The sequence below is a fragment of the Allobosea minatitlanensis genome, assembly GCF_964020775.1.
On the sequence record NZ_OZ224509.1, the window covers coordinates 2,897,962 to 2,919,138 of the forward strand.

Sequence of the window (21,177 nt, forward strand, 5' to 3'; positions counted from 1 at the left end):
GATGCCTGAACGAGGATGGAGCCGTCTCATGGCCTCGCCTGCCGTCCGGCGACGACTGCCGGTTCTCCTGCTGCCGCTTCTGCTCGGCGCCTCGCTTTCCCGGGCGCAGGACGAGGGCGCGCCCGCCGGCCAGGGCCGGCTGGCCCTGATCAGCGATGTCGAGGCGACCGGCTCGCTGCCGCCCTATCCGCCCGGCGCCCTGCAGGCCGATGCGGCGCTCAATCTCGACGTCGTCCGCGCCGCCGTCACGGCCTATCGCAAGGGCGCGCTGGCCGAAGGCGATGCCGCCGCCGCCCGGATCGACGAACCGGCCGCGCGGACCCTGCTGGAATGGGTGGCGATCCACGCCAATGCCGGCGCCGTGCCCTTCTCCCGCATCCACGCCTTCCTGCGCGGCCATCCGGACTATCCGGCCACGACCCGGTTCCGGCGCCGGGCCGAAGAGGCCCTGATCGCCGAGAAGAAGAGCCCGGCCGTCATCCGCGCCTTCTTCGGCGCCGGGCAGCCGGTTTCGCCCGCCGGGCGGATCGCGCTGGCGCTCGCGCTCAAGGACGAGGGCCGCTCCGCCGAGGCCAAGGCCCTGATCCGGCAGAGCTGGCGCAGGGACCCGTTCGGGCCGGCCCTGGAGAAGATCGTCCTGGCGCAGTTCGGCGAGGTCCTGGGCCAGGACGACCACCGCCTGCGCGCCGAACGCTCCCTCTTCCGCAAGGACGGCCCGGCGGCGCTGCGCAGCGCCGCCCGCGTCTCGCCTGGTTATGTGCTGCTGGCCAAGGCCCGGCTCGCCAGCGCCAGGGCCCGGCGGCCGATTCCCGAGAAGCTGATTGCGGCCGTGCCGGCCGCGCTGCGCGGCGACCTCTCCTTCGCCTTCTTGCAGGCGCAGCAGGCGCGCCGGGCCGACAAGCTCGACGAGGCCGTCAAGGCCATGATCGCGATCCCGCGCGACCCGTCGCTGCTGGGCGATGGCGATGGCTGGTGGGAGGAGCGGCGCATCCTCTCGCGCAAGCTGCTCGACGCCGGCAACCCGCAGAAGGCCTATGAGATCGCCGCCGGGCACGGCGCCGAGGAGGCGGCCGAGCGGCTCGAGGCCGAATGGCAGGCCGGCTTCATCGCGCTGCGCTTCCTGAAGGCCCCCGAGGCGGCGCTGAAGCATTTCGACGCGGCCGCCGCCATCGCGGAAACGCCGATCTCGGTGGCGCGCGCCGCCTATTGGCAAGGGCGCGCCTATGAGGCGCTCGACCGGCCGGAGGAGGCGAAGGCCGCCTTCGGCAAGGCCGCCGAGCAGCCCGTCGCCTATTACGGGCAGCTCGCCCGCGCCAGGCTCGGCCTCGGCGACCTGCCGCTGCGGCTCACCGCGGCGGCGGGGCTCGACGCCCTGCCCGGCCATCGCGGCGTGCGCCTGCTCTACAGGATCGGCGAGCGCGACCTCGCCAATCTGATGCTCGCCGATCTGGCCCGGCGCCTGCACACCGCCGCCGCGCTGGAGACGATCGCGGCCATCGCCCGGCGCGAATCGGATGCGCGCACCCTCGTCGCCATCGGCAAGGCGGCGCTGCAACGCGGCTTCCCGCTCGACCAGGCCGCCTATCCGACCCATGGCGTGCCGGAATTCGACGTGCTCGGCGACCCGATGGAGCGCGCCATCGTCCACGCCATCGCGCGGCAGGAAAGCGCCTTCGACCCGACCGCGATGTCGCATGCCGGCGCGCGCGGGCTGATGCAGATGATGCCCGCCACCGCCCGCGAGACGGCCCGGCGCGCCGGCCTGCCCTTCGACTGGCAGAAGCTCGGCGAGGACCCGCTCTATGCGGCGCGGATGGGCGCCGCCCATCTCAACGACCTGCTGAAGGAGTGGCGCGGCTCCTATGTCCTGACCTTCGCCGCCTACAATGCCGGCTCGCCCAATGTGAGGAAGTGGATCGCCGCCTATGGCGACCCGCGCGACCCGGATGTCGACGCGGTCGACTGGGTCGAGCGCATCCCCTTCTCCGAGACGCGCAACTACGTCCAGCGCGTGATGGAGAATCTGCAGGTCTACCGGCAGCGCCTCAACCAGCGCACCGCCTATCTGATCGACTACGATCTGAAGCGCGGCGGCAGACAGGAGTAGGGGCCTGACGGCGCCATAGCCGCCCGATCGTCCCGGGCAGGCGGCGCTGGCCGCGCCGATCCGGCATCCGTGCCCGAGCCTCGGCCGGAAACGCGCCGGCCTGCAGTTCCGCGTCTTCGCCTCGCTGGCCGGGGATGACGGCACAGGTCACCGATTCCCCACCGGCATTGTGCACTGCGACAACAATCTTCTCCTGTGATTGCAATATTTGAAATTTTCAATTAAATGCGGTGACAGGGGAGGCACTTCGATGCTGCAGGACATTGTCGCTTTCGCGCCGACGCTCGAGGCCTGGCGCCGCGATCTACACGCCCATCCAGAGACCGCGTTCCAGGAATTCCGAACCTCGGACTTCGTCGCAAAAACCCTCGCCTCCTTCGGCGTCGAGGTGCATCGCGGGCTGGGCGGCACCGGGCTCGTCGGCGTCATCAGGGGCGCCGCGGACGGCCCCACCATCGGGCTGCGCGCCGACATGGACGCGCTGCCGATGGAGGAGCAGACCGGGCTCGCCTACCGCTCCACGGTCGCCCACAGCTTCCACGGCTGCGGCCATGACGGCCATACGGTGATGCTGCTCGCCGCCGCCCGCCATCTCGCCGCCAACCCGCCCAGGCGCGGCAAGGTGCATCTCATCTTCCAGCCGGCCGAGGAGGTCGGCCAGGGCGCCGAGCGGATGATCGCCGACGGGCTGTTCGAGCGCTTTCCCTGTTCCGAGGTCTATGCGCTCCACACCATCCCGCTCTATGCGGAAGGCACGGCCTGCGTCCGACCCGGCGCGACGCTGAGCGGCACCCATGTCTTCGAGATCGCGGTCCGGGGCGTCGGCGGCCATGGCGCCGCGCCGCACACCACGGTCGATCCGCTCCAGGTCGCGGCGCGGCTGGCGGCCGAGATCTCCTCCATCGTCGGGCGCCATGTCGACCCGCTGGAGCCGGCCGTCGTCAGCCTCGGCCAGCTCTCGGCCGGCAGCGCCCCCAACATCATCCCGGCCGAGGCCTATCTCGCCGGCACGATCCGCAGCTACGATCCGGCGACGGAAGCCCGCATCGTCGAGAAGCTCGACGCCATCTGCCGCGGCCTGGCGCTGATGTCGGGCTGCACCGTCGCCCTCTCCAGCAAGGCGAGCTGCCCGCCCTGCCTCAACGATCCGCGCGCGGCCGCCGCGGCGGCGGAGGCCGCCGGAGCCGTGCTCGGCGCCGAGAACGTCCAGACCGGGCGCAGACCCCTGCCCTTCTCGGACGATTTCGCGCTGATGCTGGCGCAATGGCCCGGCGCCTATATCTTCCTCGGCCAGCCCGGCGCGATGTGCCACCATCCGACCTTCGATTTCGACGACCGCCTGCTCCCGATCGGCGCCAGCATCCTGTGCCGCCTCGTCGAGCGCCAGACCGGAGCCAATGCATGACCGCCGCCGCGATCCAGAGCGGGCAACCGCGCTCCCCCGCCATGGTCCGCCGCGCCGTCATCTCCTCGGTGATCGGCAACGGCCTCGAATGGTACGATTTCCTCGTCTACGGCTTCTTCTCGACCATCATCGCGCAGGTCTTCTTCCCGAGCTCCGACCCGCTGGTCTCGGCGCTGCTGACCGCGGCGACCTTCGCGATCTCCTTCCTCGTCCGGCCGATCGGCGGCGTGCTGCTCTCGACCTATGCCGACCGTTTCGGCCGCAAGCCGATCCTGACGGTGATGATCCTGATCATGGGCTTCTCCACCGTGCTGATCGGGCTGACGCCGGGCTATGCCACGATCGGCGTGCTGGCGCCGATCCTCATCATCCTCGCGCGCATCCTGCAAGGCGTCTCGGTCGGCGCCGAGTTCGCCTCGGCCACGGCGATGCTGGTCGAATACGCGCCGCCCGGCCGCAAGATGACCTATGGCAGCTTCCAGATGTGCTCGCAGGCGCTGGCGCTCGCGCTCTCGGCCTTCTCCGGCTACGCCCTGGCGACGCTGCTGACGCCCGAGGCGCTGCAGGGCTGGGGCTGGCGCATCCCCTTCCTGCTCGGCGCGCTGATCACGCCGCTCGGCTTCTATATCCGCCGCTTCGTCGACGAATCGCCGGAATATGAGCGCGAGGCCGGCAAGGGCGAGACCCGCACCCCGTTCCGGGCCGTGCTGGCGGAGCATCGCAACGCGCTGCTGCGCTGCTGCGGCATCATGATCCCCGGCACGGTCTCGAACTATGTCTGGTTCATCTTCCTGCCCGGCTATGTGATGCGCCAGCTCAAGCTGCCCTTCACCAGCGCCATGCTGAGCTCGCTGATCGGCGGCGTCCTGCTCTTCGTCTTCGTGCCGCTGATGGGCCAGCTCTGCGACCGCTGGAGCGCCTTCCGCGTCTGGCTGATCGGGATGCTGAGCTTCGCGCTGCTCTCCTACCCGCTGCTCGCCTATGTCGTGGCGGAGCCGAGCTTCGAGCGGCTGCTGGTCGCGCAGGCGATCTGCGCGCTCTCGATCGCCGCGATCTGGGCGCCGACGCCGGGCCTGCTCGCAGGCATGTTCCCGACCGATGTCCGCTCCACCGGCATGTCGATCGCCTACAACGTCGTCGTGCTGCTGTTCGGCGGGCTCGCCCCCTTCACCCTGACCTGGCTGGTGGCGAAGTCTGGCTCGGACATGATGCCCTCCTACTACATCCTCGCCTGCACCGCGCTGTCCGTCCTCGCGCTGTGGCTGGCCGGCCGGCGCCCGGCGCAGCGCTAGCGCCATGGCGCGCGACGCCTTCCTCACCTTCCGGCTCGACCAGGTGAGCGCGGCGGCGCGCGCCAGGGCGTCGCAGGTCTACAAGCGGGAGCTCGGGCTCAACATCCGGGAGCTGCGCGTGATCCGCGCCATCGGCGACGAGCCCGGCCTGTCGTCGCGCGCGCTCTCGGAAGCCACGCTGATCGAGCAGACGCTGGTCTCGAAGCATCTGCGCAAGCTGGTCGATGCGGGCTATGTCCGGCGCGACCTCGAAAGCGCCGATGCCCGCCGGGTCAGCCTCCGGCTCACGCCCAAGGGCGATGCCGTTCGGCGCGAGGCCGACCGCCTGGGCGAGACGATGGAGCGCGACTTCCTCGCCGTGCTCACGCCCGAAGAGCTCGAAGCCTTCAATCTCTGCCTCGCCAAGCTCAAGAGCTGGGGTGCGCCGTGAGCGAGCGCATGCGGGCGGCTTCCGTCGCCGGCGCGCGCGTGGTTAGCTGTTCGCGTCCTTCCACCCGAGACCCCCATGACTGTCGAGACCGGCTTCGCCTCCCGCTTCTTCACGGCTTCGGACGGGCTGAAGCTGCATGCCCGCGACTACGGCCCGCTCGCCGGGTCGGCGCTCCCGGTCGTCTGCCTGCCCGGATTCGCCCGCACCGCCGCCGATTTCCACGAGGTCGCGCTGGCCCTGTCCCAGGACGAGGCCCGGCCACGGCGCGTCCTGGCGCTGGATTATCGCGGCCGCGGGCTCTCGGCCTATGATCCCGAATGGAAGCACTACGACATCCGCGTCGAGCTCGACGACCTGATGCAGGTCCTGGTCGCGGCCGGCATCGAGCGGGCCGTGTTCATCGGCACGTCGCGCGGCGGGCTTCTCACCATGGCGCTGGCGGCGGCGCGCCCGGCCGTGATCAAGGGCGCGGTGCTGAACGATGTCGGGCCGGTGATCGACGCGCGCGGCCTGCTGCGCATCCGCGGCTATGTCGGCAAGCTACCGCAGCCGCGCAGCTTTTCGGAAGGCGCCGAGATCCTGAAACGGCTCTCCGACCAGCAGTTCCCGGCGCTCGGCGACACCGAATGGGAGCTGATGGCGCGCCGGACCTGGACCGATCGCGACGGGCCGCTGCGGCCCGACTACGACACCAATCTGATGAAGGTGCTGGAGGAGCTCGACCTCGAGGTACCGCTGCCGGTGCTCTGGCCTTATTTCGACGCCCTGCAAAGCGTGCCGATGCTGGCGATCCGGGGAGACAATTCCGACCTCCTCGCCGAGAAGACCTTGCAGGAGATGGCCGAGCGCCACCCGGATTGCGAGACCCATGTCGTCCCCGGCCAGGGCCATGCGCCGCTGCTCGGCAGCAAGGAGATGGTCCGCCGCATCGGCAAGCTCGTCACCCGGGCGGAGCGGCGGGCGGAATAAGCCCCGCCGTCAGCGCAGGGGATGCGAAGCGCGCTCCGCTCCGCCCGCGACAACAGCCAATTGCGCCGGGCGGCCCGCTGGAGCATCGGGCTGGCTCGATACTCCATACCTTTGATTTTGCGCCTGTTTTTCCGAAAATCGCGTTCCGCTTTTTCGGGCCGATGCTCTATTCCGCCTTGCCGCGCTCGGCCTTCAGCCTCCGCGAATGCTGCGTCTCGCCGCCATGGGCGAGGATGCCGGCATCCTCGCGCCAGTTCTCGGCGAGCCCACGCCCCGGCGCGCCGGCAAAGGCCGAGGCGTAGCGCATCTCCTCGTCGTCGAGCCCGGCGATCTGGTCGAAATGCCAGATGCCGAGGCGGTTCAGCGCGGCCGCGATCGCCGGCCCGACGCCGTCGATCAGCGTCAGGTCGTCGGGCTTGCCGTCGCGGGCCGCCAACAGCAGCGCCGCCGGCTTCCGGCCCTCGAAGACGCCCTCAGCCAGCGTCGCGACATTGGCTTCGCCCGCCGATCCGTCGTCGCGCGAGGTCTCGACGAGCCCGGCCCGCGCGCGATCGGCGAACGCCGTCGACCCGCCTCCCGCCAGGAGCTTCGCCTGCCCGACCCAATCCTCGCGCTCGATCCGGCCCGGAAAAGCCAGATAGCCGCCGACCCATTCGACATTCTCCGGCGTCCAGGCGGCGATCTGCTCGAAATGCCAGACGCCCAGGCCGTGCAGACGGCCTTCGTTCTGCCGGCCGATGCCCTTGATCAGCTTGAGGTCGTCGGCCTTGCCGCCGCGCGCCTCGGACAGAGCCGCGGGGCGCCGGCCGGGCAGAGCCTCCTCTCCGGCGACGACCGTCCCGGTATCCGCGGGCGGCGCCGATGAGAGCGGCGCCGCCTCCGTCGCCGCGGCTGGCGGCGTGGCGACTGTCGCGGCCGGCGCCGCCTGCTCCGCCGCGCCGTCGAGCGGGCGCGCCAGCGTCCCGGCGGCGCAGCCGAGCCAGTAGACCGCGACGAACAGCAGCGCCGTCTCGAGCCACATCGCCGGCACGCCGTTGACGAGCTGGAACCAGCTCAGCGCCGCGCCGCCCGCCCACAGCACGGCCAGCAGGCTCCAGCCCCTGCTCCAGAAGCGGCGGCTGCGCCCGTTCTGGCTGATCCAGCCCATGACGAAGCCGAGGATGAAGGCGCCCAGGAGAAACCAGACGAAACGGCTGGCGAGATAGAGCATGTCCGCCTCCCTACTTCGCCACGGTGAACTGAACCCGGCGGTTCATTTCACGCGCCTGCGGATCGCCATAGGGCAGGAGCGGGCGAGCCGCGCCATAACCCTTCACCTCGAGCTGGGCGGCGTCGATGCCGCGCCGGACCAATTCGTCGCGGACGCGCTGCGCCCGCCGCTGCGACAGATCGAGATTGTCGAAGCCGCGCCGCTCGCCATCGCGATTGGCATGCCCCTCGATCGTCACGCGCGAGCCCGGGCATTTCTTCAGAATCGCCGCGGCCTCGGCGATGACGCGCTCGGTCACGGCGTCGAGCTCGACCACCGCCGTGCCCTGCGCGAACAGCACCGGATTCTGGCGCGTCAGGCCGTCGAGATCGTTCTGGCAGCTCGCCGGCGGGTCGATGACGCAGCCGGTCTGGCGCGGACTGACCACGATATCGGCCGTGAAGCCGGGCGGCAGCCCGCTCGCGGCGCTGGTCTCGACCTCGTTCCGGATCAGGTCGCGACAGGTCAGGCCGCGCAGGGTCACCGTCCGGTCGGTCAGCGTCGCCGACCCCATGTCGAGCCGCAGCAGATCGGTCAGCGCCGTGGCCGCAGCCTGCGCGAAGCCCTCGGGGGCGCCGGGCAGGATCACCGCCCCGTCGTCTAGCTTGCCGCGGAGCGGCGATTCCGCGACGAGCGCATGAAGCGCCGCGCGCGCCGCCTCGTCCGGCAGGTAGCCCGAGATCCTGGCGCCGCCGCGATCCGTCGTCAGCGACAGGCCATAAGGCCGCACTGTCACCGCGATCGGCCCGGCGGGCAGGCTCAGGCCGGCCGGAACGGCGCCGGCCAACTGATTGCGCAGGGCCTGCCAGCCCGCTGCATCGGCGGCTTGTCCGGCGATCGAAAGGGCGTTGTCGCGGATCGAGACCGAGCCCTGCCGGAGCTTCGACAGCGCCTCAAGCGCGTAGACCGCCGAGGCGGCGAAATCCCCGGCCGGCGTTACGCCGGCGGCGGTCTCCATGCCATCCTCGATGCGAAGGCCGCGGAAGAGCCGGCCGGCCTGGGAGAGAATGGCCTCGCGGGCCGCCGCATTCGGCACCGATCCGGCGAGGCGCAGCCGGTCCTCCAGGCGTTGCGCCGTCCAGGGCAGGAGCGCAGCGGAACGCGCCACGGGAGCCGCAGCGCCCGGCCGGGGGGCCGCGGCATCGGCCGCCGGCGCGGCCACTCCGCCGGGCGCCGAGGCGGGGGCCTCGGAGGGCGCCGGCGTCACGTCATGAAGGATCGGAGCGGGAATCTCCGGGAGGGGCGGCATCGCCGGCTCGGGCGGCGGCGCCGGCGGGCACTCGATCGTCGCCTGGGCAACCGAATCCGGGCCGTCGAGCTGGGCGATCTGCAGGCGCAGGGCCTGGCAGGCGGCGTAGCTGGCCGGCCCGACGCCGGAAAGGACATAGCTGTCGCCGCTGATCTCGGCCTTGCCGCTCCTGAGCCGCGCGAGCTCGGCCGCCGCGCGCTTCACCTTCTCGAGGAAAGCCGCGGGCGCCCCGGCGCCCGGCTTCGTCGCATCGCTGATCGCGGCGGACGGAAAGCTGCCTTGAAGCGCCGCCAGAATCTGCTTGCGCGTCGCCTCGTCGGGAACGAAGCCATCGAGCGTGACGGTCCCGGGCACCTCATGCGTGGCGCTCCACCGATAGGGCGAGATCGTCGGCGGCTCGAGCCCGCAAGGAACCGCGCTGTAGCCTGCAACCGGGGGCTTGGCGCCGATGGCTTCGAGCGCCTGGAAGGCCTCGGGGCTGGCGGCCTTGCCCTCGATGCAGAACCGGCCGTCATCCAGCGCGATCCGGCCCGAGGCGAGCTGCGGCAGGGCAGCGATCATCGCGGCAGTCATCGCCGGAAAGCCTTCTGGAGCGCCGAAGGCCACGGTCTGGCGGTCGTCGATCCGCAGGCCCGGCAGCGCCGCCCCGGCCGCGGCGGCGTTGGCGTCCGCCACCGACAGATCGGGAACGAAGCCGCCGATGGTCACGACATTGGGGAGGCGGCTGACGAACCAGGAATAGGGTTTTTGCGCGACGACCTGGGAGAGGCCTCCGAGCGCCCGGCGCACCCCGAACTCAGAACGGAGCTGCGTCATCGCCTTCGCGGCCCCGTCGGCCGAGATGACCTCGCCGCCGATGGTGACGTCGCGCCCCTCGACCTGGGCCGTCACCGGCTTCGCACCGGGCGCCGCGCCCGCCCCGGCCTGGACCGCCCGCTCGGCGCGCGAGGCGACGTCCCGCTGGATCGCGTCGTCCTGAACGAAGTTTCCGGTGCCCCACAGCAACGCCAAGGGGACCACTCCCCAGAGCCAGCGCGTCGGCTGAGACATCGTACCCCCCTCACCCATCGCCGCGCCGCGGCGAAGCTTGCGATGCCGGCTCCGGCGACAGGATCGTCAAGAGCTTGAGAGCCTGTCCCGAGAGATCGGGTCAACGCGGCGACGCAACCCCGCCGCGTCGCGCGGGCCCCGGACTTCCGGTCACAGTCAGGCCGCATCCTGCCGGACCGTCAACCGCGAAGATGCGGCAACCCACAGACAACAAAAAAGCCCCGGGTTTCCCCGGGGCTTCCGACTGAGATCGGAGAACCGATCAGAAGTCGCGCTGGATGCGCAGGCGACCGGAGATCGAGTCCTCGGACTTGATGCCCAGCAGGTTGCTGCGAACCGAAGCGTTGTTCACCAGACCAACCGGCGAACGGACGTCGAGGTGCGAATAGAGCACTTCGACACCGATATCCAGGCCGGAGACCGGCGACCAGATCAGGTTGGCGGCGAGCAGGAACTCCTTCGGGTCCAGCGAGCGCGGAGCCAGGGCGAAGAGCGCTGTGGCGGTGTCGACGTAGCCGAGCTTCAGCTCCGAATACGACGCGCCGATCTCGGTGCGCAGGGTCGGGGTCCAGAAGTGGCGGAACGCCGCGACGACCGACCAGCCGGTCGAGTTGTCGACCTTGCCCGTGACCGGGTTGATCGAGGCGTCGGCCAGGGTCAGGCGGCCGAGACGGCCGAGACCGAGGCTGTTGCCCGACCAGCCGAGATAGCCGAGAGCGCCGTCGGCATAGGCAGCCTGCAGCCACAGAGCGTCGCCGGCGGCGAGCATCGGCAGGTTGATCTTCACGCCGCCCTGGATGGCCCAGGCCACCTCGTCGCCGTCAACCGCGCCGAGAGCAGCAGCCCCGACCGCAGCGTACTTGCGCTGACCGACAGCACCCGACAGCTGAGCCGAGCCCCAGCCCTGATCGACGCGCAGCGACGCGACGATATCCGGGTAGTCCTGGCCCTGCGTCACAGCAGCGGCGGTGCCGAGGAAGCCGATGCCGCCGATGACGCCGCCGAGCTCACGACCAACCGTGCCCGAGGTGCGGTCTTCCAACGACACCGTGGCCGAGAAGCCCGAGCCGAAGGTGGCGGTGTAGGCGAGCAGGTTGACGCGCGAGTCAGCCGTGCGGATCGAAGCGAAGTTCAGGTCCGAGGCGTAGAAGTCGAAGAACGACTGAGCGCGACCAGCGGTGATCGGGCCGAACTGGACATAGGCCAGATCGAGCAGCGAGCCGGTGCCGGCGGCGCCGCGGACGAGACCCGGAACGTTGGCGCCCGTGTTGAACGGACCCGTGCCGGCGGTGTAGATGCCGGTGTTGTTGGTCAGCTCGTAACGGATGAAGGTGCGCAGGGTGCCATAGGCGGTCGCGGTGCGGACGTCGATGTTCAGACGGCCACGGGCGCGGGTGCCGTAGGCATCCTGGTAGTCGCTGTAGCGCTGACCGACGGCGTACTCGGCGCGGACGCGGCCCGAGATGCGCAGGCAGGAATCGGTGCCCGGGATGTAGAAGAAGCCGGCGCCGTAGGCGGTGCAGACGCGAACGTATTCGACCGGAGCGGCCTTCCGCGAGGGAAGGTCGGCGGCCTGAGCCCCGGCGACCGCGGCGATGCCGGCGGCGGTACCGAGGAGGAGGCTCTTGACGAGCTTCATTTGGTAAACCTCCAAAAGAGTTTCGAGACCCTCGGGCTTCGGCCTGCCCCCCGCCCCAGGCTTGATGCCTGATCGCAGAACCTGCCTCTTCCCGGTCTTTCGCCCACGTCCCTGACCCAATTCAGAGGCGAAGACGAAAAACAGCGACCGGGAACGTCCCGACGCACAGTCACCATACGAATGCGGCCCTGCCGATCAACCACGATCCGGCCGTTCGCCCCGCCGGGAGGGTGCTTTGGAACCCGGTGTTGCAGGCGAGCCACGCTTTGACCGCTGAAATTTACACAGCGTTAACCGACTGAGCCGGCGCACAGGCCGTTTTGTGCCTTGCAGCATGGTTTTGCCGGCGAATCTGCGGGCCGAATCCCCGAATCCCTCCCAAGGGCGGCGATTCAGTATTCCCACTCGGCGCCGATGCCGACGGCCGCGCTGCCGTCCGCGCCGGTCTCGGCCTGGAGCTTGAGGCGCTTGGTGACGTCGATGCCGACCGAGACGCCGCTGTCCTCCGGCTTGGTGCCGACCTTCACTCCGACCGAGACGTTGTCGCTGATATAGCGCGAGGCGCCCACGGTCGGGCCGCCCTCGCCCATCTGGATGTCGAGATTGTCGACGCCCAGCGACTTGCGCAGCCGCTCGAAGGTGTCGTCGCCGCCGCCGCCGGCGAACTGGGCCGCCGCCTGGGCGAGCTGAACCGCCTGGAAGGCCGAGAGCGAGCCCGAGGCCCGGGCGAAGAGCAGGCGCGACAGCACCTCGTCCTGCGGCAGTTGCGGCTCGGAGGTGAAGGCGAAGGCGGGCTGGTCGGCCGGGCCGCTGACGATGACCTTGGCCGTCACATTGGCGGCGCGGGTCTCGGCGACGAAATCCAGCTCCGGAATCAGGCCGCCGGCGAAGGTCAGGCGCCCGCGGCTGAAGTCGAGGCGCTGGGTCAGCACGCTGAGGCGGCCGCGGCGCAGTTCGAAGCCGCCGTCGAGCGCGGGGGCGGCCAGCGTCCCGCCGACGCGGATCGCGCCGCCGAGCTCGGCATCGATTCCGCGGCCGCGGATGAAGACGCGATTCGGCGCCGAGACGGTGAAGGCGAGCGCGGCGTCGAAAGCCGGCGCGGCCCGGCCGCGCTTGCCGCGCGCCTTCTGCGCCTTGCGGGCCGCGGCCAGGCGCGCCGCGGCGGTGCCCCTGGCGTTGACGTGCTTGACGCCGTCGACCGGCCTCAGCGAGGCCGGCAGACGGTCCGGCACCGAGACCTCCAGCGAGACGACGTCGATCCGCCCGCCGATGCGCGGGCGCTGCGCCAGCGGGCCGGAGATGTCGAGATCGAGCCCGGCGACGGCCGTGACCAGACCGCTGGAGACGAGCTGGGCGCGGTTGCCCCGGATGCGGATCGTGCCCGGGAAGCCGGCGGCCGGATCGACCTTGACCTGGCCGCTCGCCGAGATCGTGCCGCCATTGGGCGTGCTTGCCGAAGCGCCCTCGATCGTCAGGTTGTCGCCATTGGCCGCGACCCGCGCCCGCATATTGGTCAGGCGCACGCCCTGCAGTGCGTCGGTGAAGCTGCCGTTGGAGAGGGTGGCGTTGCCGCTGAGGCGCGGCGCCGTCGGCGTGCCCTCGGCGCGCATGTCGACGGCGACGGCGCCGGTCAGGCGCTGGCCGTTGACCGCGAGCATGGTGTTGGCGAGCGCGGCGTCGACGCGGCCCTGGGCTGCGAGCGACAGGGCGCCGGTCGCGCTGAGCGGGGCGGTGCCGCGCAGGGTGAGGCTGGCGCCGCGGCCGGCATTCACCGTCGCCTCGACGCTCGTGGCGTTGCCCTTGAACGCGCCCTGCCCGGCGATCTCGACCGGCGGCAGCCCGGCCTGCTGCGTCTCCGGCGTCACCAGCCGGGCGATCTTCAGGCTCCAGGGGCCGGAGAGCGCATCCGGCCTGCCCTGAACCTGCGCCTGCGCATTGAGCGTGCCGGAGAGGTTGAGGCTCGGCGCCGCGATGCGCGCCGCCGAGAGCGGCACGTCGCGCGCCGCGAAGCGCAGATCGAGCGTCTCGCCGGCCTTGCCGTCGAGCGTGACGCGGCCGCCATCGATCGCCAGCGCCAGCCCGGCGATCTCGACGCCCGAGGCCGGGAAGCTGAAGGTGGCGGGATTGGCGAGGGTGATGGCGCGGCCGTCGCGGCGCGCGTCGAAGGAAGCGATCTCCAGCTTCAGCGGCTCGCCCGGCACCAGCTTGCCCGCCCCTTTCAGGGCGAAGCCGCGGGCATTGGCGCTGAGCGTGAAGGCGCTGGCATCGGGCGCTCCCTTCGAATCGAAGCGGATCGCGCTGATCGTCTCGCCGGCCGCGACAGCCCGGTCGACGGCGATCGCGGCATCGAGCATCGGATGGCCGTAGATGTCCTTCGCGCCGATGGTCGCATCGAGCTTGTCGACCGAGACGGAGGGGCCGGCGAGCCGGCTGCCGCGCGCGGTCAGGTCGATGTTCTGCCGGCCTTCCGGGGTCGTGAGGTTGATATCGGCGTCGAGCTGGCCGCCGAGCTTGGTCAGCGCCAGCGCCGAGAGGTCGTCGAGATTGCGGGCGGCGAGCGTCAGGCGGCCGGCGGCGCGGCTCGCCGGGTCGAGCGTCACGGCGCCGTCGAGGCGCACCGAGCCGATGGCGAGATCGAGCTGCGAGAGGTTCCAGCCGTCGTCCGGCTGGCGGTTCAGCGCGATCGTGCCCGTCGCCGGTTTGGCATCGATCTCGCCGGAGAGGGTGACATGGGAATCGAGCGTGCCCTGCAGGTCCTTGACCACGGCGTCGATGGCGAGGCGCGGGATCGGCCTTGCCAGCGCGGTCGCATTGGCGACGGCGATACGGGCCTTGGCATCGAGCCTGTTGAGCGGGCCGGTGATCTCGGCATTGACGTCGCCGCGGCCGGAGAGGCGCGGATCGGCGCGCTTCAGATCCGGCAAGGCGAGCGCGAGCTTGAGATCGGAGGCGTTCCGGCCGAGGGCGCCGTCGGCGGTGAAGGTCGCATGCTGGCCCGCGACCTTGAGGCCGGAGACGGTGTAGTCGCCGGCGAGCGCGCCGACCTTGCCGCCGAGCGTCAGACTGCCGGCGAGCAGCCGGTCGAGCACGGCGTCGCCGGTGGCGAGGCGCTCGGCCTTGCCGTTCAGCGTGGCGGCGTAGTTGTTCAGCCTGGGCGTGGCGTCGAGGTCGGCCGCGATGTCCGCCCTGCCTCCGAGCGGACGGCCGGCGAGGCCGCTCAGCCGGGCGAGATCGGGCAGCACCGCCTTGAGCTGGCCGAGGATACGGGCCTGGCCGAGCTTGCCCTTGTAATCCAGCTCGACGCCGGAGAGCGCGAGGCGCAGCGTCTCGAAATCGGCGGTGGCGTCGTCATTGCCGGTGCCGCGCAGGGTGAAGGTGACCTTGTCGCCCACCGCCCTGGCCAGCGCCTTGTCCGTCAGCGCGATGCCCGTCGCCTCGCCGTCGCTGGTCAGCGCGATGCGGGTGCCGGGCTCGCCGATGGTGCCGCTCGGCGTGGCGTTGAAGGTCAGCCCCACCTTGGCGAACTGCCCTGCCGGCAATTTGGCGTCCTGCGCATCGAGCCTGGCGGCGACGGTCGGGCCGGCGACCGGGCCGCGGATCGTCGCGTCGAAGGCGAGCTTGCCGATCTCCGTGCCGGAGGCGACGGTGCGGCCTTCCGCATTCGGGCGCGAGGCGGCCGTGACGCGCAGGTCGAGCGTCTTGTCGGCCTTGTAGCGGCCGAGCACGTCGAGCCGCGCCAGAGCCGAGACGAGGGCGAGGTTGCGGATGTCGACGCCGCCGTCATCGGCGAATCCGACCGTCCCGTCGAGGCGGGTCGAGCCGGCGAAGACGGGTGCTGCCGGCGCCGGCATCAGCCCTTCGATGCGGGCATCGAGCGCGAGCGCGAGCTGCCGTTCCGTCCCGGCGCGGTTCAAGGTCGCGGAGCCGTCGGCGCCGATGGTCGGGCCGGCGGTGAAGGTCAGGTTCGAGCGGAAGGAATCGAGCGGGCCGTCGCCGTCGAGGTCGAGCTTGACGGGCGGCTCGCCCGGCAGGCCGGCCGCCTTCGAGATCAGGCCGCCGGCCGGCTCGTCGAGCTTGGCCGCGAGCCGCAGCCGCGTGCTGTCCGGCACGAAGGACAGGTCGACATTGAAGGTGCCGCCCATGTCGAGCCGGCGCGCCTCGAATTTGAGATCCAGGCCCTCGTTCGGCGGACCGAGCCGGGCGGCGCCGGTGGCGCCGAGCCGAGCAGCGACGCCGACGACGGGCTCGCCGAGCACCAGCTCGTTGAGCTGGAAGGCACGCAGGATCACCTTGAGCGGCAATTCGGGCAGGATCGGCCCGTCATTGGGGGGCGCGGCTCCGGCCGGCTGCGGCGCCGGCTTGCGCAGGATTTCGAGCTTTCCGATCTCGAGCCGGTCGACATCGAGGCGGCGCAGCAGGAGCGCACTGCGGGTCCATATTAGGCGGACGCGGTCGAGCCTGAGCCAGACGCCGTCGCGGTCCGAGAGCACGATGTCGCGGATCTCGACATCGGAGGAGAGCGCGCCGTTGACCTCGCCGATCGAGACCTGGCTGGTGTCGCTGGAGAGCGCCTTCGAGATCAGGTCGGCGACGATGCCGCGATCGGTCTGGGCGTTCTGGGCGAAGCCGCCGAAATGGGCCGAGGCGAGGAAACCCGCCGTGAGCAGCAGGGCAAAAAGCGCAAGACGCGGCAGGGTCAGGAGCCGGCGCATCAGAAAGCCTGCCCGATGCTGATATAGAGCGCGACGGGCTTGTCGCCCTTGCGCGGGTTGAGCGGCGCCGCCACGTCGACGCGGATCGGCCCGATCCCGGTATAGTAGCGGAAGCCGAGGCCGGCGGCCATCTGCAGCTTCTGCTTGCCGTCCGGAAAGCTCGATTCGAAGGCGGTGCCGGCGTCGAAGAAGGGCACGATGCCGATGGTGTCGGTGATCTTGATGCGCGCCTCGGCCGAGAGCTCGAGCAGGCTGCGTCCGCCGGTGAGTTGCCAATAGGGCCCGAGCGGCGAGAGCGAGCGATAGGCGTAGCCGCGCACCGAGCCGCCGCCGCCGGCATAGAAGCGCCGCGTCGCCGGGATCTCGTCGAGGCCGGCACCGGAGATCGAGCCGAAGCCGACCCGCCCGGCCAGCACATAGCGGCCATCCTCGTCGAGCGCGTAATAGGCCGAGATCGCCGCCTTGGTCTGGTAGATGCCGACCGTCGAGCCGAGGAAGGTCGGATAGGGCGTGAAGGAGGCGGTGGCGCGGATGCCCTTCTTCGGGTCGAGCAGATCGTCGGTCGAATCGTAGTTCACCGAAAGCGGGATGCCGACGAGGGTGTAGTCGACCTGGCCCAGCACGTCGCTGGTCTGGCCGCGCTCGACCTCCAGCCCGGCCTGCACCGAGAAGGTGTCGCTGAAGCGGTGGCGGATCGCGGTGGTGACGTTGGCGTAGCGCGCGGTGTAGCCGCCATAGCGGTTGGTGCCGACGCGCTCGCGCGTGGCGGCGCCGTCGAGCAGCCAGTCGTTGCGGGTGCCGCCCAGGGCCGGCTTCATGAAGCTGAAGGCGAAGCGCCCGCCGAGGTCCGACTGCTCGAAATCGCCGAAGCGCTGGAGCTTGGTGCCGTCGATGCGCGGCGCGAAGAAGACGCTCGTCTCCAGGCGCAGGCGCTCGGCCCCGCCGAAGAGGTTGCGGTGCTCCCAGTAGACCTTCACCGCCGGGCCGTCGACGGTCGAATAGCGGGCCGAGAAGCCGACGAGCCGCTTCGGCCTTTCCGTCACCTCGACGAAGATCGGCAGGTTGCCGGTGCCGTCGAGCTTGTCGGCCTCGCGGATGCGCACCGAGCCGACGGCCGGGATCTTGGCGATCGATTTGCGCGTATCGGTCAGCGCCTTGGGCGAATAGGGGTCGCCCGGTTCGAGATAGATGAAGGAGCGCACGACCTCGGGCGGGATCTCGTCGGTCTGGCCCACGGTGATGTCGCCGAAACCGGCGAGCGGGCCGGGATCGAGCACATAGGTCACGTCCATGATGCCGGCGGCATGGTCGACCACCGGCCGGAGCTCCACCACCTTGGCGAGCGGATGCGACTGCGCCCGCATGGAATCGACCAGCGCCGCCTGCGCGGCGCGCAGCGAGGCCGCCGTCGCCGGTTCGCCCGCCTTCAGCTTCGAGACCTTGAGCGGATCGGCGATCGCCCCGCCCTGGCCACGCTCGACGATGTCGATGTTGCGGAAGCCGAAGACCTTGCCGGGGCGGACCCGGACGATGATCGGCACGGCATCGCGATTGCGATGGGCTTCCAGCGCGCGGATCAGCGGCGCGCCGGGCTCCGCCCCCACCGCCAGCGGCACGCCGTCGACGACGAGCGCGACCTCGGCGTTGAAATAGCCCTGCGACCAGAGCGCGTCGACGAGCGGGTTGAGGTCGGCCGCCATGCGGCGCGACAGCGTCTCGCCGTCGGGCGGCGCGTCCTGCCGCAGGCGGTAGAGCAAGGAGGCGTCCTGCAGGGTGCGCGTCAGCGCCTTGGCGTCCTCGGCCTCGCCGAGATCGAAGTCGAGCTTGTAGGGCAGCGTCGTGGCGCTCGGGGCCGGCGGCTCGTCCTTCTTGGTGAACAGGCCGAAGACATCCAGAGAAGACAGATCGAAAGCTTTGGCAGGATCAGCCTGCACCGCCATGAGCGCCGCAAACGCATAACCGCCGCTCAATGCGACCGTCTGGCTCGCCCTTCGCCAGAACCGCATCCGTCCTCCAAGCAACCCCCAGCCGCAACAGCAAAACTATTCGATGTGCGAGGCCATCATAAAGCGCAGACGGCCATGCGCAATGCTGAAGGACTCGATGGTTTCCTCTAACGAAGCGTAAACGCTACGGTCGCGAGCGGGCTCAACCGGGTGACGATCTCGCCCTGGCCCGGCGAAAGCACGCCCCCGCACAGGCTGCCCGTGGTGACGAGCTGGCCGGCGCGCAGAGGCCCGAGACCTTCCTCCGCCCGGTTCGCCCAGGCGAGGAAGGGCGTCATCGGATCGCCGTTCCCGTGGACCGCCGGCTGATCGTAGATCGTCACGCCGTTGAGCGAGATGAAGCAGCCGAGGCCGGTGAGATCGTCCAGCACCTTGATGTCGAGGTCGGGCCCGACGAAATAGCCGCCATGGCCCATGGCATCGGCGAGCCAGAGCGGCATGGCGACGTTGCCGGACCAGTTGGCGAGGCGGCTCTCGACGATCTCGATGCCGAGGAAGGCCTTGTCGCAGCAGGCGAGCAATTCGGCGCGCGACCAGGGCTGGCCCGGACGCAGCGGCACATCGCGCGAGAGGCGCAGGCCCAGCTCGATCTCGACGCGGATCTCGGCGCCGATCGCGCCCTCATAGACGGAACCGGGCGCGAGCCAGGGGCCCGGCATCAGGCCGGCGATCGGCGTGCCGTCCTCGGCGATGCCGACCTTCCAGCCGCGATCCTCCAGCCCCGCGCCGCGGTTGATCGCGCGCGCGATGGCGAGGCCTTCCGCCAGCGAGGCCGGCACCGGCAGGCTCGCGGTCTCGATCAGCGAGCGGTCGCGGCGGGCGGCGATCAGCGCCTCGCGGATGGTCTCGGCGGTGGTCGGCATGATGTCCCTTCCGTGATGGCGCCGGTCCGGGGCGCCGGGCTCTGCTATCGCAGCCCGGCCGGCGGAACAAGGCGAAGACGCGGACGCGCCCCGCCGATGGAACCTCGCGGGCTCTGGCTCGTTGCCATGGCATGGTCCGCACACGTCGAGCATTTCTCGAAACGCTGCCGCTTGCCATCGCAGCCGTTCTTTCCGTGCGCTCCGCGCTCGCCCAATCGCCGCCATCGGCGCGGGATTTCGCGGGGGAGGTCGCCGTCGCCACGATGTTCGGCATCGAATCCGCGACGCTGGCTCTGCAGAAAAGCAGTTCGCCCGCGATCAAGGATTATGCCCACCGCCTCGCCGACGACCATGCCAGGGCGGCGAGCCAGCTCAGGCGGATCGTCGCGCGCCGCTCCGACATCGCCCTGCCCGACCGCCCCGACGGCCGCCATCTCGACATGATCCGCGACCTCGGCGCCCTCCAGGGCGAGGCTTTCGACAAGGCCTATGCGGCAGCCCAGCGCGACGCGCATCGGGAGCTGGCTGCGCTGCTCGAAGCCTATGCCCGGAACGGCGGCGACCCGGAGCTCAAGGCCTTCGCGGCGGAAGCGCTGCCGCTCTTCCGGGACCTCGCCGGCCAGGCACAGGCGCTGAAGCCCGCTCCCTGAGCCGGGAACGGCTCCGCCGGCACGGCCCTTTCCGAGCCGGCCGGACGCGTCGGCGCGGATGGCCGCCCCCTTCCCTTCTCCCCTCCTCGCGCGGCTCCGGCAGCCCTCGGCTCTGGACAGCCCGGCCCAAGACCTTGCAAGAAGGCTGCCGCCAAGGCAGATCGCTGCGGTGGCCCGCATGCCTTCGGGACGATGCGGCCGGCGCCGAAGGCATGTCCCCGGGCGACGATAGAACGACAGAGGTGGAGGAAACGACATGAAATCGCCCTGGATCATGGCGGCAGCGCTCGCCATCGGCTGCGCCCTGCCGGCCCTCGCGCAGGACAAGGTCAAGCTCGTCGACGTGATCGAGCTCTCCGGCGCGGGCGCCAGCGCCGGCACCAACTTCAAGAACGGCGCCGATCTCGCCGCCGCCGACATCAACGCCAAGGGCGGCATCCTCGGCAAGCCGGTCGAGGTGATCCATTACGACACCCAGACCAATCCGGGCGCGACGCGCGCGGCGGTGCAGCGCGCCATCGACGAGGACGCCTACGCCATCCTCGGGCCGGTGTTCTCCGGGCCGATCTCGGCCTCGATGCAGATCTCGCAGCGCGCCGAGGTGGCGCAGATCGTCGCCGGCGAGGCGGCGGGCTTCACCCAGCAGGGTAACCCCTACATCTTCCGCACCTCGCTCAGCCAGAGCGCGGCGATGCCGAAGATCGCCAAATATCTGAAGGACACCGTCAAGGCCGGCTCGGTCGCGGTGGTCTGGGTCAACAACGACTTCGGCAAGGGCGGGCGCGACGCCATCCTGCCCGAGCTGGAGAAGGCCGGCATCAAGGTCGCGGCCGACATCGCCACCGAGCAGGGCCAGGCCGACTTCGCCGCCGATGCGATCAAGGTGAAGAACGCCAATGCCGACGCGATCTTCGTCTATCTCAACGAGGACGAGAGCGCCCGCTTCCTGCGCGCCGCCAAGCAGCAGGGCGTCGCCAAGCCGATGATCGGCGAGACCACCCTGCTCGGCGCCAAGGTGATCGAGCTCGCAGGCGACGCCGCCAACGGCGTCAAGGGCCATGTCGGCCTCTCGGTCGACGCGCCGCTGCCGGGCCTGCAGGATTTCGGCAAGCGCTTCCAGCAGAAATACGGCTACGTCTCCGACCATAACGGCATCAAGGGCTACATGGCCGTCCATATGGTGAAATGGGCGACGGAGAAGCAGAAGAAGCTCGACCGGAAGGGCCTCGCCGACACGCTGCGCGGCGCGACCATCACCGTCGCCGAGGAGCCGGGCATCCTGATCGACACCACCATCCTGAAGAACGGCGATCTCGATCGCGAGAGCTTCCTGGCCGAGGTGGTCGACGGCAAGCAGGTGATCAACACCGTCCTGCCCAAGCTCAACCCGTAAGAAAACCACAGCTCCGCGAGGTCATCCCGGCCATGGATCACCGCGCGTCCTTCCGGACGCGGCAACGATGATCCATCCCGTTGCAGGCGCATCGGATCTTTCCGAAAAGCGGATTCCACTTTTCGGTCCGATGCCCTGGATCGGCGCCGCGATCGCGGCTTGT

Annotated in this window: 13 protein-coding genes; 7 read left to right on the top strand and 6 right to left on the bottom strand. The window is 70.6% G+C overall.

Going from position 1 to position 21,177, the window contains the following annotated elements:
- Nucleotides 1–28 precede the first annotated feature (28 nt).
- The 5 genes from ACWH43_RS14260 (at nt 29) to ACWH43_RS14280 (ending at nt 6,203) form a co-directional block, all read left to right on the top strand.
- On the top strand, nt 29–2,107 hold the full coding sequence (locus tag ACWH43_RS14260) for a lytic transglycosylase domain-containing protein (protein ID WP_158445263.1): 2,079 nt from the start codon (nt 29–31) through the stop codon (nt 2,105–2,107).
- A 250-nt stretch (nt 2,108–2,357) separates the two neighbouring features.
- A complete protein-coding gene (locus ACWH43_RS14265; RefSeq protein ID WP_158445262.1) occupies nt 2,358–3,512 on the top strand; it encodes an amidohydrolase in 1,155 nt (384 codons plus the stop codon).
- Entirely contained in the window at nt 3,509–4,804 is a 1,296-nt protein-coding gene (locus ACWH43_RS14270; RefSeq protein WP_158445261.1) for an MFS transporter, read from the top strand. Before ACWH43_RS14265 ends, ACWH43_RS14270 begins: the two co-directional genes overlap by 4 nt.
- 4 nt (nt 4,805–4,808) lie before the next feature.
- A complete protein-coding gene (locus ACWH43_RS14275; RefSeq protein WP_158445260.1) occupies nt 4,809–5,234 on the top strand; it encodes a MarR family winged helix-turn-helix transcriptional regulator in 426 nt (141 codons plus the stop codon).
- A gap of 75 nt (nt 5,235–5,309) precedes the next feature.
- Nucleotides 5,310–6,203 (top strand): alpha/beta fold hydrolase, encoded by an 894-nt coding sequence (locus ACWH43_RS14280; protein WP_158445259.1) that lies wholly within the window; start codon nt 5,310–5,312, stop codon nt 6,201–6,203.
- Nucleotides 6,204–6,369: 166 nt separating this feature from the next.
- On the opposite strand, the gene ACWH43_RS14285 is transcribed toward ACWH43_RS14280, so the two are convergent.
- The 6 genes from ACWH43_RS14285 to ACWH43_RS14310 all read right to left on the bottom strand — a co-directional run bounded on the left by ACWH43_RS14285 (nt 6,370) and on the right by ACWH43_RS14310 (nt 18,971).
- The gene (locus ACWH43_RS14285) at nt 6,370–7,413 is read right to left on the bottom strand and encodes a hypothetical protein (RefSeq protein WP_158445258.1); all 1,044 of its coding nucleotides are present in this window, start codon (nt 7,411–7,413) and stop codon (nt 6,370–6,372) included.
- A 10-nt stretch (nt 7,414–7,423) separates the two neighbouring features.
- Complete coding sequence (locus tag ACWH43_RS14290; RefSeq protein ID WP_260347887.1) at nt 7,424–9,751, bottom strand: OmpA family protein; 2,328 nt, start codon at nt 9,749–9,751, stop codon at nt 7,424–7,426.
- A gap of 262 nt (nt 9,752–10,013) precedes the next feature.
- A complete protein-coding gene (locus ACWH43_RS14295) occupies nt 10,014–11,390 on the bottom strand; it encodes a porin (RefSeq protein ID WP_158445256.1) in 1,377 nt (458 codons plus the stop codon).
- 392 nt (nt 11,391–11,782) lie between these two features.
- Nucleotides 11,783–16,102 (bottom strand): translocation/assembly module TamB domain-containing protein, encoded by a 4,320-nt coding sequence (locus ACWH43_RS14300; protein WP_448153521.1) that lies wholly within the window; start codon nt 16,100–16,102, stop codon nt 11,783–11,785.
- The gene (locus ACWH43_RS14305; protein WP_260348054.1) at nt 16,102–18,042 is read right to left on the bottom strand and encodes an autotransporter assembly complex protein TamA; all 1,941 of its coding nucleotides are present in this window, start codon (nt 18,040–18,042) and stop codon (nt 16,102–16,104) included. The genes ACWH43_RS14300 and ACWH43_RS14305 overlap by 1 nt, the downstream gene beginning before the upstream one ends.
- A 173-nt stretch (nt 18,043–18,215) precedes the next feature.
- Entirely contained in the window at nt 18,216–18,971 is a 756-nt protein-coding gene (locus ACWH43_RS14310; RefSeq protein ID WP_158445253.1) for a hypothetical protein, read from the bottom strand.
- A gap of 131 nt (nt 18,972–19,102) precedes the next feature.
- Between ACWH43_RS14310 and ACWH43_RS14315 the strand changes: the two genes are divergently transcribed.
- The gene (locus tag ACWH43_RS14315) at nt 19,103–19,621 is read left to right on the top strand and encodes a DUF4142 domain-containing protein (RefSeq protein ID WP_158445252.1); all 519 of its coding nucleotides are present in this window, start codon (nt 19,103–19,105) and stop codon (nt 19,619–19,621) included.
- Nucleotides 19,622–19,877: 256 nt separating this feature from the next.
- Complete coding sequence (locus ACWH43_RS14320; protein ID WP_260347888.1) at nt 19,878–21,014, top strand: ABC transporter substrate-binding protein; 1,137 nt, start codon at nt 19,878–19,880, stop codon at nt 21,012–21,014.
- The last annotated feature ends 163 nt before the right edge of the window (nt 21,015–21,177 follow it).

What these genes read in the sequence shown, in the direction of transcription:
- ACWH43_RS14260 (WP_158445263.1), top strand. Translation starts at nt 29, where the DNA reads ATGGCCTCGCCTGCCGTCCGGCGACGACTGCCGGTTCTCCTGCTGCCG.
- ACWH43_RS14265 (WP_158445262.1), top strand. Translation starts at nt 2,358, where the DNA reads ATGCTGCAGGACATTGTCGCTTTCGCGCCGACGCTCGAGGCCTGGCGC.
- ACWH43_RS14270 (WP_158445261.1), top strand. Translation starts at nt 3,509, where the DNA reads ATGACCGCCGCCGCGATCCAGAGCGGGCAACCGCGCTCCCCCGCCATG.
- ACWH43_RS14275 (WP_158445260.1), top strand. Translation starts at nt 4,809, where the DNA reads ATGGCGCGCGACGCCTTCCTCACCTTCCGGCTCGACCAGGTGAGCGCG.
- ACWH43_RS14280 (WP_158445259.1), top strand. Translation starts at nt 5,310, where the DNA reads ATGACTGTCGAGACCGGCTTCGCCTCCCGCTTCTTCACGGCTTCGGAC.
- ACWH43_RS14285 (WP_158445258.1), bottom strand. Translation starts at nt 7,413, where the DNA reads ATGCTCTATCTCGCCAGCCGTTTCGTCTGGTTTCTCCTGGGCGCCTTC.
- ACWH43_RS14290 (WP_260347887.1), bottom strand. Translation starts at nt 9,751, where the DNA reads ATGTCTCAGCCGACGCGCTGGCTCTGGGGAGTGGTCCCCTTGGCGTTG.
- ACWH43_RS14295 (WP_158445256.1), bottom strand. Translation starts at nt 11,390, where the DNA reads ATGAAGCTCGTCAAGAGCCTCCTCCTCGGTACCGCCGCCGGCATCGCC.
- ACWH43_RS14300 (WP_448153521.1), bottom strand. Translation starts at nt 16,102, where the DNA reads ATGCGCCGGCTCCTGACCCTGCCGCGTCTTGCGCTTTTTGCCCTGCTG.
- ACWH43_RS14305 (WP_260348054.1), bottom strand. Translation starts at nt 18,042, where the DNA reads ATGGCGGTGCAGGCTGATCCTGCCAAAGCTTTCGATCTGTCTTCTCTG.
- ACWH43_RS14310 (WP_158445253.1), bottom strand. Translation starts at nt 18,971, where the DNA reads ATGCCGACCACCGCCGAGACCATCCGCGAGGCGCTGATCGCCGCCCGC.
- ACWH43_RS14315 (WP_158445252.1), top strand. Translation starts at nt 19,103, where the DNA reads ATGGTCCGCACACGTCGAGCATTTCTCGAAACGCTGCCGCTTGCCATC.
- ACWH43_RS14320 (WP_260347888.1), top strand. Translation starts at nt 19,878, where the DNA reads ATGAAATCGCCCTGGATCATGGCGGCAGCGCTCGCCATCGGCTGCGCC.